The organism is Shimia sp. W99 (assembly GCF_053851455.3).
On the sequence record NZ_JBSQBU020000001.1, the window covers coordinates 963,677 to 978,886 of the forward strand.

Here is a 15,210-nt window from a genome sequence, read left to right on the forward strand (position 1 = left end):
GCAACGCCGGATCAATGATTAGAACCGTTCTAAGGTAGCTTAGCAAATTCGTCAAGAATTGCATCGCACCTTTTGCAGGAGACAAGAAGCCACCATGCCAGAGGTGATTTTTCCCGGACCCGAAGGCCGCCTCGAAGGCCGCTACCACCCGCAAAAAGAAAAAGACGCACCGATTGCCATCGTGCTTCATCCGCATCCCCAATTTGGCGGAACGATGAACAACAAGGTGGTCTACAACCTGCATTATGCTTTCTACAACATGGGCTTCACCGTGTTGCGGTTCAACTTCCGCGGCGTTGGCCGCAGCCAGGGTGAATATGACCAGGGTGTGGGTGAGCTTTCCGATGCGGCGTCGGCGCTCGATTACCTGCAGTCGATGAACAACAACTCCAAGCATTGCTGGGTGGCCGGTTTCTCGTTCGGCGCGTGGATCGGGATGCAGCTTTTGATGCGCCGCCCTGAAATCACCGGGTTCATCTCTGTCGCACCGCCCGCCAACATGTATGACTTTTCCTTCCTTGCGCCCTGCCCCAGCTCGGGCCTGATGATCAACGGCACCAATGACCGTGTCGCGCCCCCGGCAGACACGCATGCGCTGGTCAACAAGCTGCATGAGCAAAAGGGAATCACCATCACCCACACCGAGATCGAAGGTGCAGGCCATTTCTTCGAAACCGAGGAATACATGGATGCGATGGTGGGCAACGTGACCAATTACGTAAAGCGCCGCCTGACCGAAACGACGCGCTGATGAGCACGATCGAGACGCTGGCGGCCAAGCTCGCCGAGGACACGCTGAAAGCTCAGCGCATAACGGGCGATGACCGCCTGTTCGTTCAGGTTGGCGCCGTTCTGGCCGCCGCGTCGCAATCGTTGGAAGAGGCGTTCCTGACCGAGGTACGCGTACGTCTCGCCGAAGAAAAGGCCCGCGCCTTTCTTGTCGGCAAGGTCAAGGAAGCCCGCGAAGCTGCCGGGTCAGCCGAATGAGCACCCGCCTCGACGCCCAAATCGCCTTTCTGAAAGAAGCCGACCACCTCAAGGCCGTGCTGCGTGCCTCGCGCCTTCTGGATGACTCGCGATTTGAAAACTCGGCCGAGCATTCATGGCACGTCATGCTCTATGCACTTGTTCTGGCCGAACATTCCGCCGAGCCCGTCGACATCGCGCGCGTGCTCAAGATGCTTCTGCTGCATGACATCGTCGAAATCGACGCTGGCGATGCGCCGATCCACGGCGATGTGGATCACGCCGCAAAGGCGCTTGCAGAAGAGGCGGCGGCAGAGCGTCTTTTTGGTCTTCTGCCGGATGATTTACGACATGAATTCAACGGCTTGTGGCGCGAATTCGAATCGGAGGAGACGCCGGAGTCGCGCTTTGCCAAGGCGATTGACCGGATGCCCACACCGATCACCAACCTTGAACTGGGCGGTGGCTCCTGGGTCGATTACAACGTGACGCTCGAACAGCTCGACCATCGCGTCGGCGTGCCGATCAACGGTGGCGCCCCCGGCGTCTGGGGCTGGTTGCGCCCCAAGCTGGAAAGCTGGTTTCACCGCAACGGCCGCGCCTGAGTAGTTACCAACATTGCGGCCAGCCATAGCCCCAGCGCCATGACAGTCCCGAACAGGGCGCGCCGCCAACGCGAACCGCATCGAACATGGCCTTGCCGATGAGCTCATAGGCGGTGGTGACCTGCGCATCAGACAGGTCATAAAGCGTCTTCAGATCGTCGCCGCGCCTGTTGGCTGTTGCGACAACGCAGGCTTCAAGCGCCTCATCCGCCGCCAGCCGGGCGAAATAACTGTCCTCAGGTGCACTCGACACCCCTCCGAGATGATAGGCGCGGTCATGGATCACACAGCACTCTTCCCAAGGGGGTTGGTTTTCATGCGCTTCGGCAAATTCCGGAAACAGGCGCGCGACCGTGGTCCATGCCGACGACATCCCGCCGGAACATCCGTCCGTCGTGAAAGGCGCCAAAACCGCGTCAGGGGCGGTGCGCGTGGCTTCCAGACGCGCATGCCGCCACACTTCCAGACGCGCGGTCGGCCCAAGTTGGACCTCCTCTGCGCCAACCGAAGAGCCACCCATGATCAACAGAAGCGAAACGCATTTAAGGCGATTCATCGCGATAGCTCCGGTTTTCCACATCAAGCCCGATGGACCCGGCCAGCCCGATGATCATTCGTTCGATGGTGTTGAGGTCCCGCCGCTCGGTCAGCACTTGCCGCGCCAGCGCCGGTTCATCCGTGATCAACCCGCTCACCCCCAAAGACACCATATGTGACATCGACAAGGCATCATTGACGGTCCACACGAACAGTTCCTTGCCTGCCTTGCGGGTCTCGCGCACCATGCGGTGCGACGCCGCCGCCTGATTAACGGCAAGGAAATCGACGTCCAACTCCCACATCCGCCCCAGCGACGCGGTCGCCAAGAGCCCCATGTTCCAATCCGGGCGCAAGGCGCGCATCTTCTGGATCGCCGCGTATTTCAGCGACATGATCCGCACCTGGTCCTGCATCTCCAACTCTTCCACGATGCCCGCGACGCGCTCTTCAAGCTTCTCGTCATGACCGTAGTACTTCAGCTCGATCACCACGCCCGCCTTGCCTTTGGCCAATGTCAGAGCGTCACGCAAAAGCGGCGTACGCTGATCGGCGTAGGCCGGGTCGAACCAGCCGCCGATGTCGATGTCCGCCAGATCGGCGGCGGTCGCATCCCACGCCTTGAGGTTGACCCCGGCGATCTTCATGAAATCGCCGTCGTGCACGACGATAACCTCGCCTTCCGCAGATTCCTGCACATCCAGTTCGATCCAGTCCGTGCCGTCCTCGATTGCCTTTTCAAAGGCCACCATGGTGTTCTCCGGCCGACTTCCCGCCGCGCCCCGATGCGCGATGATCTGGACGTTTGGATCGGCCTTGACCCGCGCCAGATCAATCAGCCCCAGAACGCTGAACACAGCCGCCGCGGCAACCGCCACCAGCGTTCCGACAAGCAATCCGCGCGGCAGTGTCGCCTCCGACCGGTCTGATCGTTCCGGCCAGTTCGCCAGCGCCATCAGGATCACCGCCAACGCACCGGTGGTCAGCGTGACGACCAGAAGGTTCACCAGCGCCCCAAGCCCGCCGAATACCAGCAGAACCGCCGCAATACGGCGCAGACTGTCCCCGACCAAGGGAAGGACCACGTCCGCAACCCCGCCGACAACTCCTAGGAGCACAGCGCTGCCCACAAACGAAATTGCACTCCAAATCAATATATTGCGCAGCAAAGTGAAAGATTTTCCCCGCATGAACTGGCGGCTTTTTGCAAAAGCCTCGCGGGGTCTGACACCGTCGAACAGGACCAGCGGCAGGATCAGCGCCCAACCGATCAGAGCACGCAGCAACACCAGCGCCATAACCGCGAGCACGGCCCCGATCACGACCACCGCCCGCATGAATTCCGGGGGTTTGTTGCTCAGGTAGTAGTTGATGTCATACTCGGTCAGCCACAAAAGGTAGAGCCCGCCCGCCACCACGACAAAAGGCAGGCAGAGGACCAGCACCCGCAAAGTCAGCCGCGCCCCAAGATCAATCAACCGGGGCGCCTGTGGCAGGATCTCCCAAAGACCGTCAAGCCCGCTCACCCGGCCCGCGTTCCGGGACCGTCCTGCCAGCGCCATCATGCAGGCCACGTCAAGCACATATATGAACACCGCCAACCCGGCGATGATCAGGAAACACAGGAAACCGACCGGGGACAGCAGGAAAAAGGCGATGTCGAAATCCGACAATGCGGGCTGCCCCGCAAACCAAAGTGCTAAACGCACGGTTAGGGCCATCAGTGGAACCAGAATGACGGCCAGCACCGCGTTAAAGGCCACATGCACCGCCAAAAGCCGCCATCTCAGCTGCCATGCAGTGCCAAATGCGGCCAGAACCTCTCGAATACTCTCAGTCACGCGCAATCTCCTGTTCCAATGGGGCCAGACTAGGGGCTGGGCGCGCTGGCGTCAACTCCCAACACGGGACGTGACATTCAAAAGCGGGAATAATTGTATACCATTGCATACACACTCTTCTCATAGCCCCCGATCTGCGCTAGAAGCGGCCCGTGCAAACGACTCGGATGTCAGGAGACACCCCATGACCAAGATCAAGGTAATGAACCCCATCGTCGAGATGGACGGTGATGAAATGACCCGTATCATGTGGCAGTTCATCAAGGACAAATTGATCCTGCCCTATCTCGATATCGACCTGCTGTATTACGATCTCGGGATCGAGGAACGCGACCGCACCGAAGACCAGATCACGATTGATGCCGCCGAAAAAACCAAAGAAGTCGGCGTTGCCGTGAAATGTGCCACGATCACACCCGACGAGGCCCGCGTTGAAGAATTCGGTCTCAAGAAAATGTGGCGCAGCCCCAATGGCACGATCCGCAACATTCTTGGTGGCGTGGTGTTCCGTCAACCGATCATCTGCCGCAACGTGCCCCGGCTTGTTCCGGGCTGGACCAGCCCCATCGTCGTGGGCCGTCATGCCTTCGGTGATCAATACAAGGCCACGGATTTCACCTTCCCCGGCGCTGGCAAGCTGACCATGAAATTCGAAGGTGAAGACGGTACCGTGATAGAGCGCGAAGTCTATGACGCGCCGTCCGCGGGCGTCTACCAGGCGATGTACAACCTCGACAGCTCCATCCTCGACTTTGCCCGCGCCTCGTTCAACTACGGCCTGAATCTTGGCTGGCCGGTGTACCTCTCGACCAAGAACACCATCCTCAAGGCCTATGACGGGCGGTTCAAGGACCTGTTTCAGAAGGTCTACGAGGAAGAGTTCGAGGACCAATTCAAGGCCAAGGGCATCTGGTACGAACACCGTCTGATCGACGACATGGTCGCCTGCGCGATGAAGTGGAACGGGAAATTTGTTTGGGCCTGCAAGAACTATGACGGAGACGTGCAGTCGGACACCGTGGCGCAGGGCTTTGGCTCTCTGGGTCTCATGACCTCCCAACTGATGACGCCGGACGGCAAGATCGTCGAGGCCGAGGCCGCGCACGGAACCGTCACCCGCCATTACCGCCAGCACCAGGCGGGCGAAGCGACCTCGACCAACTCGATCGCCTCGATCTATGCTTGGACCGGCGGGCTGAAACACCGCGCCAAGCTCGACGATAACGCGGCGCTGGCAAACTTTGCCGAGACGCTGGAAAAGGTCATCGTGGATACCGTGGAAAGCGGCTCGATGACCAAGGACCTCGCCTTGCTGGTTGGCCCGGATCAGGGCTGGCTGACCACCATGGGCTTCCTCGAAAAGATCGACGAGAACCTGAACAAGGCCCTCGCAGGTTAGGACCCGTCGCGCGATGTTTCGGGGCGTCTGGACATTTCCGGGCGCCTCTGACACTTCCCTCCCATGGTCAGTTTTCTCGAACCCTCCACCACAGACAGGCACAGCTTTCTCGAAGATGCCCAAGGCATCGTCGTCGGCACGTTGCTGATGGCGCTCAGCGTGCAGTTCCTGCAGGGCGGCGGGCTCATCACCGGGCAGATTGCCGGGTTGTCGCTGACCATCGCCTATGCCGGGGGATTTGCCTTTGGTCTGGTGTTCTTCCTGTTGAACCTGCCGTTTTACGCCGTCGCCCTACTGCGCATGGGCTGGGCGTTTACGCTCAAAACCTTTGCCGCCGTCGGGTTGATGACCGCGTGGACCTATCTCTTGCCGCAAGTAATGCGTTTTGCCGACCTGCATGTCGGGGCCGCCGCGATTCTGGCTGGGATCACGTCGGGCGCCGGGCTGATCGTGCTGTTCCGGCATGGCGCAACACTTGGCGGTGTCGGGATCGTCGCCGTCTGGCTTCAGGATGCGCGCGGGATCAAGGCCGGGTGGGTCCAGCTCGGCTTCGATCTCTGCGTCTTTGGCCTTGCGTGGTCGCTTTTTGACGGGCGCATGGTGGTCTATTCCCTTATCGGTGCGGCTGTGACCAATGTCATGGTCGCCACCAACCACCGCCGCGACCGGTACATAGCGCGCTGAGGAGACCCCTGTTCATGGCTTATTTCTACCTGCTCATTGCCGTCTTTTTCGAAACCATCGGCACCTCTGCACTGCAAGCCAGTCAGCAATTCTCGCGCCTTGTCCCGTCGATGATCGTCGTGACCGCCTATGCCGCATCCTTCTTTTTCATGGCCATTGTGCTGCGCTACCTGCCCGTCGGAATCACCTATGCAATCTGGTCCGGCCTTGGCATCGTGCTGATCGCGGCCATTGGTTTCGTGGTCTTCGGGCAAAGGCTCGATTGGCCCGCGATCGTCGGGATGGCGTTGATCCTTGGAGGCATCCTGATCATCCACCTCTTTTCAAAATCGGCTGTTCACTAACCCCCCTCAAGGTTCGAAGGGCATCACCTCAACACCATCCTGCGTGAAGCGTGCAACCGTGCCCGCCGCAAGCTCGCTCCAGCCGCCTTCGCTGGTCTCCAGCGGTTCGGACACCACCGCCCACCCTGCCCGGCTCTCGCTCCAGCGATAGAACACAGACGGGGCGATCTCGTCCGACGAATAGCGCGCAGCCCAGAGCGATGTGCCATCTGAAAAGGCCGAGGAAAGCCGCATATGGGGCGTCGCGCCATATGTTTCGGACAGGCCGCGCAATTGACGTACCGAGGCGGCAAGCGCGGCTGCCGGATCCTCCATCCCCTGCCCCAGCATCAACAGGAAAAGAACTTCGCTGTCGGTCGCGCCCTTGCGATGGGCATAAAGCGCGTCGGGGATCGCCATATCGGCCTTTTTGCGGAACCCTTCAAAGCCACCAATCTGGCCGTTGTGCATGAAGCTCCATTTGCCACAGGTGAACGGATGGCAATTGTTGCGGCTGGTCGCGGTGCCGGTCGAGGCCCGCACATGCGCAAGGAACAGCCCTGAACGGACCTGGTGCGCCAGCGCCCGCAGGTTCGGATCGGACCAGGCCGGATAGATATCGCGATACAAACCCGGCTCCGCGCGCTCGCCATACCACGCGATACCGAACCCGTCGGCATTGATCGCGGTCTTGGCCTTGGTTGCATCCTGGCTCTGGATGACCAGAGAATGCTCGGGCTTGGTGATGACCTCTTCCAGAAAGATCGGTTTGCCAAGATAGGCGGCCCAGCGGCACATGGTACGTCCCTCACATTGTTTCGCGCAGCAAAGCGCCAAGTTTCGCAGGCTTGCAAGGGGCGAATTCGCCCTGATGCGGATTTCCGCGCGGGCGGGCGCATTCACCTCTGGCCTTTTTGCGCAACCCCGTATAGGGCGGGCGCGAACAGGAAAAGAGATACCTCATGGACCTTCGTAACATTGCGATCATCGCGCACGTTGACCACGGCAAGACCACCCTTGTGGACGAGCTGCTGAAACAGTCCGGCGCATTCCGCGAAAATCAGGACGTGGCCGAACGCGCCATGGACTCCAACGACCTCGAACGTGAGCGCGGCATCACCATTTTTGCCAAGCCGACCTCGGTCGAATGGAAAGGCACCCGCATCAACATCGTGGACACGCCCGGTCACGCCGATTTTGGCGGCGAGGTCGAGCGCATCCTGTCGATGGTCGATGGCGTGGTTCTGCTGGTGGACGCCGCCGAAGGCCCGATGCCGCAAACCAAGTTCGTGACCTCCAAGGCGCTGGCGCTGGGCCTGCGCCCGATCGTGGTACTGAACAAAGTCGACAAGCCCGACGCCGAACCCGATCGCGCGCTGGATGAATGCTTTGACCTTTTTGCCTCGCTTGACGCCGACGAAGATCAGCTGGACTTCCCGCACATGTACGCCTCGGGCCGCAACGGCTGGGCCGATGCCGAACTCGACGGACCGCGCAAGGATCTGCATGCGCTCTTCAACCTGATCGTGAACCACGTCCCGGCCCCCAAACAGGTCGCCCATCAGGACGAAGATTTCCGCATGCTGGCCACCACGCTGGGCGCTGACCCCTTCGTGGGCCGCATCCTCACCGGCCGTGTCGAAAGCGGCAAGCTCAAGGTTGGGGCAACCGTGCAGGCGATTTCCCGTATCGGCCAGAAGATCGAGCAGTTCCGTGTGACGAAAATTCAAGCGTTCCGTGGCCTTGCCCAGCAGGACATCGAAGAGGCGCAGGCCGGCGACATCGTCTCGATTGCCGGCATGTCCAAGGCCACCGTGGCCGACACGATCTGTGCCCTCGCCGTGGACGAACCGCTCGAGGCGCAGCCGATCGATCCGCCCACCATCACCGTGACCTTCGGCATCAATGACAGCCCGCTCGCAGGCCGCGACGGCAAAAAGGTGCAATCGCGCGTGATCCGTGATCGTCTCATGAAAGAGGCCGAGTCCAACGTCGCGATCAAGATTGCCGACACCCCCGGCGGCGAAGCCTTCGAAGTTTCGGGCCGCGGCGAACTCCAGATGGGTGTTCTGATTGAAAACATGCGACGCGAAGGTTTTGAGCTGTCGATCTCACGCCCGCAGGTCATCATGCGCGAAGAAAACGGCCAGCGCATGGAGCCGGTCGAAGAGGCCACGATCGACGTGGATGACGAATATTCCGGCGCCGTGATCGAAAAACTGACCGGCTCACGCAAAGGCGAACTGGTCGAGATGCGCCCTGCTGGCGCCGGCAAAACCCGCATCATTGCCCACGTGCCGTCGCGCGGCCTGATCGGCTATCACGGCGAATTCCTCACCGACACGCGTGGCACCGGGGTGCTGAACCGCGTGTTCCACGGCTGGACCCCTTACAAGGGCCCCATTCCGGGCCGTCGCGCGGGTGTTCTGATTTCGATGGAAAACGGCGAGGCCGTGGCCTATGCGCTGTGGAACCTCGAAGATCGCGGCAAGATGATGATCGGCGCGCAGGCCCCGGTCTATACGGGCATGATCATCGGCGAACACAGTCGCGACAACGACCTCGAAGTGAACCCGCTGAAAGGCAAGAAGCTGACCAACGTGCGCGCCAGCGGCACCGACGAAGCGGTGCGCCTGACCACGCCGATGACGCTGAGCCTTGAAGAGGCAATTGCCTATATCAACGACGACGAGCTGGTCGAAGTGACACCCAACGCGGTGCGCCTGCGCAAACGCTATCTCGACCCGCACGAGCGCAAACGCATGGCCAAATCTGCCCAATAAACCTCAAAGGCCACCGTCTCGGTGGCCTTTTCTTTTGCATGACGGGTTGTTTGAAAAGCGGTTCTGGTTGAAGCTGCGGCCAATTGATTGCTGCCAAATGATCTGCCGATGCGACTTCTGCCCCTGCTTTTCCTTGTCCTCTGCCTTGTTGGCGGCCTGTTCCATCGCGCCCAAGCCGAAGGTCTCGGCAGCATTGATACCGGGATCGAAGTTCAGACCGTAGGCAAGCTTGACGTTGATGTCGCGATCAAGGTTGACCAGATCACCTTTGTCGACCAACAAGCCGAAAACTTTGGCGCCGTTGGCACGCTCGTCATGCGCTACACGGATCCCGCACTCGCTTTTGATGCGACCGAGCACGGTTATTCCCTGCGCAGCTTCAATGTCGACGATTTTCGCGCCTATGCGCATGAACGCAAAGCGCTCGTGCCGATATTCCTGATCCGCAATCAGCAAGGACGGCGCTTTGTCCAGCAATCGCAACTGGTCGTCAACGATGCGGGCGAAGTGACCTTTGTCGAACGCTTCTCTGCCACTTTTCAGGCGCCGTACTTTAACTTCAAGAAATATCCCTTTGATAGTCAGAAGTTTTTTATAGAAGTTTCTTCGGTCTTCCCGCTGAGATATGTTGAGTATCATCCTTTGGAGGATCTCTCCGGGCTGGGCGATCTTCTTGGCGAAGAAGAATGGATCATGCACAGCCCGCGCATTTCCGCCACCATTGTCGAGGGACTAACCGGTCAGGAAACCTCTCAGGTGCAGCTTTCCTTTCAAGCCAAGCGCCACGTTCAATACTACCTGTTGCGCTTCATGCTGCCGCTCATGATCATTCTGTTCGTGTCCTGGGCGACTTTCTTTCTCGAGGAGTACCGGCGGCGCATCGACATGGCGAATGCCAATCTGCTTGTGTTCGTGGCCTTCAACTTTGCAATCTCGACCACCCTGCCAAAACTTGGCTACCTGACTTTCATGGATATGTTGCTGGTCGGCATGTTCATCATCACCGGGTCCATGGTGCTCGTGAACATCGCACTGCGCCGCCTCAAGCTTATGGGGCGGGAGTCGCTCGCCCGCAGGATCGACCTTTCGCTGATCGTCTGGGTCTATCCGCTGATGTATCTCGGGTTCCTGTTCTGGGCGGTCCGGTTCTATCTGATCTGAACGCCACAAAAAAAAGGGGCCGCGAGAGATTACCCCACGGCCCCTGAAGCTGTGTTTGTTCAAGCTTATTCAGTGGTTTCCACCACCATCAACTCACGCTCGGATGCCCCGCGCGCGTGGTTCAGCGCCTCCTGGTATTCCGCGCTGTGATAGCAGGCCACCGCCGTATCGACATCCGGGAAGGTCGCCACGACATTGCGGGGGCGTTCCTTTCCCTCAAGCTGCACGAAACGGCCACCGCGCGCGATGAACTTGCCGCCATGCTTGGCAATCGCCGGCCCCGCAAGGGCTGCGTATTTGCCATAGGCTTCGTCATCCGTCACGGTCACGTGGGCAATCCAGAGTGCACCCATATCCTTATCCTCCGATCACGGCCTCGGCGGCTGCGACAGCGGCCTCGGCATTGCTTGCATCCTTGGCGCCACCCTGCGCCATGTCCGGGCGACCACCGCCGCCCTTTCCACCAAGGGCCTCGACTGCGGCGCGCACCAGGTCAACAGCCGAAACCGCCCCGGTGAGATCCTGCGTCACCCCGGCAGCGACGGCCACCTTGTCACCTGCATCGGCAATCAGCAACACCGCACCGCTTTCCATGCGCGCCTTGTGCTCGTCGATCAGAGGCGGCAGGTCTTTGCCCGTCACCCCCGACAGAACCTGCGCAAAGAACTTGATGCCCGCGATCTGCTTGTCCTCGGGTGCAGCACCCTGCCCGGCACCCCCGGCCATCGCCAGTTCGCGCCGCAGCTGCGCTACTTCGTTCTGCAGCGCCTTGCGTTCATCCATCAGCGCCTTCAAGCGGTCCAGAACGTCGTCGGGCTGTGCCTTGAGCGCCCCGGCCACTTCGCCCATCCGGCGCGCTTCGCGCTCAAGATGCTCGAAGGCCGCCGCACCGGTCAGCGCTTCGATCCGGCGCACACCGGCCGACGACGCGCTGTCGCCCAAGAGCACAAACACCCCGATATCACCGGTCTGTTTGACATGCGTGCCGCCGCAAAGCTCGATCGAATAGGTCATCCCATCCAGCCCCTTGCCGGTATCGGCACGGCCCATCGACACCACACGTACTTCGTCGCCGTATTTTTCACCAAACAGGGCCTGCGCCCCGATCTCACGCGCATCATCCGGGGTCATGATCCGGGTTTCCACCGGTGCATTCTGGCGGATATAGGCATTCACGTCGGTGCCGACCTTGTGCAGTTCTTCCGCCGTCAACGCCTTGGCATGACTGAAGTCAAACCGCAGGCGGTCATCCGCATTGAGCGACCCGCGCTGTGCCACGTGGTCACCAAGCGTTTCGCGCAGCGCTTCGTGCAACAGGTGCGTGGCCGAATGGTTGGCCCGAATGGCCGTGCGGCGCGCATGATCCACCTCGAGAACAGCCCCCGCACCCACTACGATCTCACCTTCCACAACCTCGGCAATGTGAATGAATACTCCGGCCGCCTTGCGCGTATCCGTAACCTTGGCCAGACCGCCTTCGATTTTCACCGTCCCGGTATCCCCGACCTGGCCGCCGCTTTCGGCATAGAACGGCGATTGGTTCAGAACAATCTGCACCGTGTCACCTTTCACGGCCTTGTCCACTTCGGCGCCGTCCTTGACCAGGGCAACAACCTGCCCTTCGGCGGTTTCGGTGTCATAGCCGAGGAAATCCGTGGTGCCCTTGTGTTCGGCAATGTCGAACCAGATCGTGCTGTCCGCCGCTTCGCCGGAACCCGCCCATGCGGCACGCGCCTTGGCTTTCTGTTCGGCCATGGCCGCGTCGAACCCGTCGGTGTCCACCTCGCGCCCCTTCTCGCGCAGCGCGTCCTGCGTGAGATCCAGCGGGAACCCGTAAGTGTCGTAAAGCTTGAACGCGGCTTCCCCGGCCAGCGGCGCGCCTTCTTCAAGACCCGCCAATTCGTCGTCCAGCAGTTTCAGCCCCCGATCCAGCGTCTGCTTGAACCGGGTCTCTTCGAGCCGCAGTGTTTCCTCGATCAACGCCTGCGCCTGTCCAAGCTCGGGATAGGCTGCGCCCATCTGGCTGACCAGCGACGGCACCAGCCGGTGCATGACCGGATCCTTTGCGCCCAGAAGATGCGCGTGACGCATGGCGCGGCGCATGATCCGGCGCAAAACATAGCCGCGCCCGTCATTGGACGGCATTACCCCGTCCGCAATCAGGAACGAGGTCGAACGCAGGTGGTCGGCAATGACGCGGTGATGCACGTTCTGATCGCCATAAGGATCAGTCGACGTCGCATTGGCAGACGCCTCGATCAGCGACTTGAACAGGTCGGTGTCATAGTTGTCATGCGACCCTTGCAACAGCGCGCCAATCCGTTCGAGCCCCATGCCCGTGTCGATCGACTGCATGTCCAACGCGCGCATCGAGCCGTCCTCGAACTGCTCGTTCTGCATGAAAACGATGTTCCAGATCTCGATGAATCGGTCGCCATCCTCTTCCGGGCTGCCCGGAGGGCCGCCCCAGATGTGATCGCCATGGTCATAGAAGATCTCGGTGCACGGCCCGCACGGACCTGTCGGCCCCATCTGCCAGAAATTGTCCGACGTCGCGATCCGGATGATCCGGTCCTCGGGAACACCCACTTTCTTCCAGATTTCAAAGGCTTCGTCGTCGGTGTGATAGACCGTCGTGTAAAGGCGGCTCTTGTCGATGCCGAAATCCTTGGTGATCAATTCCCACGCAAAGGGGATCGCGTCATCCTTGAAGTAGTCACCAAAGGAAAAGTTGCCGAGCATCTCGAAAAACGTGTGGTGGCGCGCCGTGTAACCCACGTTGTCGAGGTCGTTATGCTTGCCCCCGGCGCGCACGCATTTCTGGCTGGTCGTGGCGCGCTTGTAATCGCGGTGTTCGACCCCGGTAAACAGGTTCTTGAACTGAACCATGCCAGAGTTGGTGAACATGAGCGTCGGGTCATTGCGCGGCACGAGCGGAGAGGATTGCACCACCTCGTGGCCCTGCTTGGCAAAGTAGTTCAGAAAGGTCGACCGGATGTCGTTCAGGCTGGGCATGTTCTCGGGATCTCTCGCGGAAGGAATTCGTGTGCGTGCGGGTTTAATGCCCCTGCCCGCGCCTGTCCACATGTCAAAGCGCGCGCGCGTCCCGCTGGCTCAATCCGCCGCGCGCTTTTTCAGGATATCGCCCGTCCGGATCACCCCGTCCTGCTCGATACTGCACAATATGCCACGCAGGCGCAGCGCGGGGTGCCCCGGCGCTGTAATCCAGTCCTTGGCCGCCGCGCCATAGCGTGCCTTCCACTTGACGCACCCGTCATTGAACACGTCCGACACCCGGAGCACCGCCGTCCCGACGTCGAGCAACTGTCCGACGGGCAGGTTCTCCAGTGACATGTCCATATCCGCGACAAACGTGTCGCCAGGGTGCAGAACATTTTCCCGATCGCGCCAGACAAGGTCCAGCACCCGACGTGGCAGGATCGAGACCTGAATACCGGGATGCGGCGCGCCGTCGTCTGTGCGCAGCCAAGGTTCGGATTTCCAGCGTTCGCCCGGAATACCCTCCGCACGGGTCAGGGTCATTTCATCCACGAACCTGCGCTGGTTCCGTGCAGGGCGCAGACACAACATGTCAATGGCCGCCCCGTCTTTCGGAGCGGCCATCACCTCGGGCAATGCCCGCATCAATTCGTCTAGCGTCACATGCGACACAGGCCGTCAGCCTTCCAGAAGCGCGTCGTCATCCTCGGCGCTTCCCGGCGGCATGTCGAAATCAAGACCGTGCGCCGCACGGATCTTGTCTTCGATCTCAAGCGCCACTCGGTTGTTTTCCTTCAGGAAGGTCTTGGCATTTTCTCGCCCCTGACCGATCCGCTCATCCCCATAGCTGAACCAAGATCCAGATTTGGCCACGATACCCGCCTTCACACCAAGATCCAGAAGCTCGCCGGTCTTCGAAATGCCATCACCATACATGATGTCGAACTCGACCTGTTTGAACGGCGGCGCCACCTTGTTCTTGACCACCTTGACACGGGTCTGGTTGCCCACGATCTCGTCCCGGTCTTTGATCGAGCCGATCCGGCGAATATCAAGGCGCACCGAGCTATAGAACTTGAGCGCATTGCCCCCCGTCGTGGTTTCCGGTGAGCCGAACATCACGCCGATCTTCATGCGGATCTGGTTGATGAAGATCACCATGCAGTTGGAGCGTGCGATCGACCCGGTCAGCTTGCGCATGGCCTGGCTCATCAGCCGGGCCTGCACGCCGACACTGCTGTCGCCCATGTCGCCTTCCAGTTCCGATTTGGGGGTCAGCGCGGCAACCGAATCGACCACCACCATGTTCACCGCCCCTGACCGCACCAGCGTGTCAGTGATCTCAAGCGCCTGTTCGCCGGTGTCGGGCTGCGAAATCAGCAGCTCGTCAAGGTTCACACCCAGCCGCTTGGCATATTGCGGGTCCAGCGCGTGCTCCGCGTCGACAAAGGCGCAAACGCCGCCCTTCTTCTGCTCCTCGGCAATACAGTGCAACGTCAGCGTGGTCTTGCCCGAGCTTTCCGGCCCGTAAATCTCGATGATCCGCCCCTTGGGCAGGCCGCCAATCCCCAGCGCGATGTCAAGGCTCAGCGATCCGGTCGAGGTCGCCTCGATCTCCTGGATCGGATTGTCCGCGCCCAGTTTCATGATCGACCCCTTGCCGAACTGCCGTTCGATCTGGGCCAGTGCGCTGTCCAGCGCCTTTTGTTTGTCCGTGGAAGATTTGCTGCTCATCGTTAATAGATCTGCCGTTGCCATTTGCTTGCTTCCTTATTCCACACCCGTCGACGGGCGGCAATCATTGCCTGCGTTCACCTCTTGTTCTCAAACCTTATGAGACCAAAAAGAGAACATTTCAATAGAATTTTACCCAAACAGCTTTTGCCGCGAAGTGTTAAGGAGTAGTTTATA

Annotated in this window: 15 protein-coding genes; 8 read left to right on the forward strand and 7 right to left on the reverse strand. The window is 60.2% G+C overall.

Annotated elements, in window-relative coordinates; all coding sequences use genetic code 11:
• Positions 1-94 precede the first annotated feature (94 nt).
• From ACS3QZ_RS04700 to ACS3QZ_RS04710, 3 genes are read left to right on the forward strand one after another with little or no spacing between them, the layout of a single operon-like run.
• A complete protein-coding gene (locus tag ACS3QZ_RS04700) occupies positions 95-751 on the forward strand; it encodes an alpha/beta hydrolase (protein WP_093094249.1) in 657 nt (218 codons plus the stop codon).
• Positions 751-987, forward strand: coding sequence for a hypothetical protein (locus ACS3QZ_RS04705; RefSeq protein WP_456036788.1), 237 nt, complete (start codon positions 751-753; stop codon positions 985-987). The genes ACS3QZ_RS04700 and ACS3QZ_RS04705 overlap by 1 nt, the downstream gene beginning before the upstream one ends.
• Entirely contained in the window at positions 984-1,571 is a 588-nt protein-coding gene (locus ACS3QZ_RS04710) for an HD domain-containing protein (protein ID WP_456036789.1), read from the forward strand. Before ACS3QZ_RS04705 ends, ACS3QZ_RS04710 begins: the two co-directional genes overlap by 4 nt.
• A gap of 4 nt (positions 1,572-1,575) precedes the next feature.
• On the opposite strand, the gene ACS3QZ_RS04715 is transcribed toward ACS3QZ_RS04710, so the two are convergent.
• Positions 1,576-2,127 (reverse strand): hypothetical protein, encoded by a 552-nt coding sequence (locus ACS3QZ_RS04715; protein ID WP_456036790.1) that lies wholly within the window; start codon positions 2,125-2,127, stop codon positions 1,576-1,578.
• A complete protein-coding gene (locus ACS3QZ_RS04720; RefSeq protein WP_456036791.1) occupies positions 2,114-3,949 on the reverse strand; it encodes a glycerophosphodiester phosphodiesterase family protein in 1,836 nt (611 codons plus the stop codon). The genes ACS3QZ_RS04715 and ACS3QZ_RS04720 overlap by 14 nt, the downstream gene beginning before the upstream one ends.
• A 184-nt stretch (positions 3,950-4,133) precedes the next feature.
• On the opposite strand from ACS3QZ_RS04720, the gene ACS3QZ_RS04725 reads away from it, so the two are divergent.
• From ACS3QZ_RS04725 to ACS3QZ_RS04735, 3 genes are all read left to right on the forward strand, one after another.
• Complete coding sequence (locus ACS3QZ_RS04725; protein WP_456036792.1) at positions 4,134-5,348, forward strand: NADP-dependent isocitrate dehydrogenase; 1,215 nt, start codon at positions 4,134-4,136, stop codon at positions 5,346-5,348.
• Between the two features lie 63 nt (positions 5,349-5,411).
• On the forward strand, positions 5,412-6,032 hold the full coding sequence (locus ACS3QZ_RS04730) for a YitT family protein (protein ID WP_456036793.1): 621 nt from the start codon (positions 5,412-5,414) through the stop codon (positions 6,030-6,032).
• Positions 6,033-6,046: 14 nt separating this feature from the next.
• Positions 6,047-6,376 (forward strand): DMT family transporter, encoded by a 330-nt coding sequence (locus ACS3QZ_RS04735; RefSeq protein ID WP_456036794.1) that lies wholly within the window; start codon positions 6,047-6,049, stop codon positions 6,374-6,376.
• Positions 6,377-6,382: 6 nt separating this feature from the next.
• Here the strand turns inward: ACS3QZ_RS04735 and ACS3QZ_RS04740 are convergent, their stop codons facing one another.
• Positions 6,383-7,153 (reverse strand): class II glutamine amidotransferase, encoded by a 771-nt coding sequence (locus ACS3QZ_RS04740; RefSeq protein WP_456036795.1) that lies wholly within the window; start codon positions 7,151-7,153, stop codon positions 6,383-6,385.
• Between the two features lie 164 nt (positions 7,154-7,317).
• Here ACS3QZ_RS04740 and typA point away from each other — a divergent pair, with 164 nt between their 5' ends.
• Together typA and ACS3QZ_RS04750 are read left to right on the forward strand one after the other, a co-directional pair.
• Complete coding sequence (typA, locus tag ACS3QZ_RS04745) at positions 7,318-9,138, forward strand: translational GTPase TypA (protein ID WP_456036796.1); 1,821 nt, start codon at positions 7,318-7,320, stop codon at positions 9,136-9,138.
• 108 nt (positions 9,139-9,246) lie between these two features.
• The gene (locus tag ACS3QZ_RS04750) at positions 9,247-10,299 is read left to right on the forward strand and encodes a ligand-gated ion channel (protein ID WP_456036797.1); all 1,053 of its coding nucleotides are present in this window, start codon (positions 9,247-9,249) and stop codon (positions 10,297-10,299) included.
• Between the two features lie 65 nt (positions 10,300-10,364).
• Here the strand turns inward: ACS3QZ_RS04750 and ACS3QZ_RS04755 are convergent, their stop codons facing one another.
• The 4 genes from ACS3QZ_RS04755 to recA form a co-directional block, all read right to left on the reverse strand.
• On the reverse strand, positions 10,365-10,652 hold the full coding sequence (locus ACS3QZ_RS04755; RefSeq protein WP_456036798.1) for a DUF1330 domain-containing protein: 288 nt from the start codon (positions 10,650-10,652) through the stop codon (positions 10,365-10,367).
• A gap of 4 nt (positions 10,653-10,656) precedes the next feature.
• Positions 10,657-13,314 (reverse strand): alanine--tRNA ligase, encoded by a 2,658-nt coding sequence (gene alaS / locus ACS3QZ_RS04760; RefSeq protein WP_456036799.1) that lies wholly within the window; start codon positions 13,312-13,314, stop codon positions 10,657-10,659.
• Positions 13,315-13,413: 99 nt separating this feature from the next.
• Positions 13,414-13,944, reverse strand: a complete 531-nt coding sequence (locus tag ACS3QZ_RS04765; RefSeq protein WP_456039306.1) for a hypothetical protein — start codon at positions 13,942-13,944, stop codon at positions 13,414-13,416.
• 33 nt (positions 13,945-13,977) lie between these two features.
• A complete protein-coding gene (recA, locus tag ACS3QZ_RS04770; RefSeq protein ID WP_093094260.1) occupies positions 13,978-15,057 on the reverse strand; it encodes a recombinase RecA in 1,080 nt (359 codons plus the stop codon).
• Positions 15,058-15,210 lie beyond the last annotated feature (153 nt).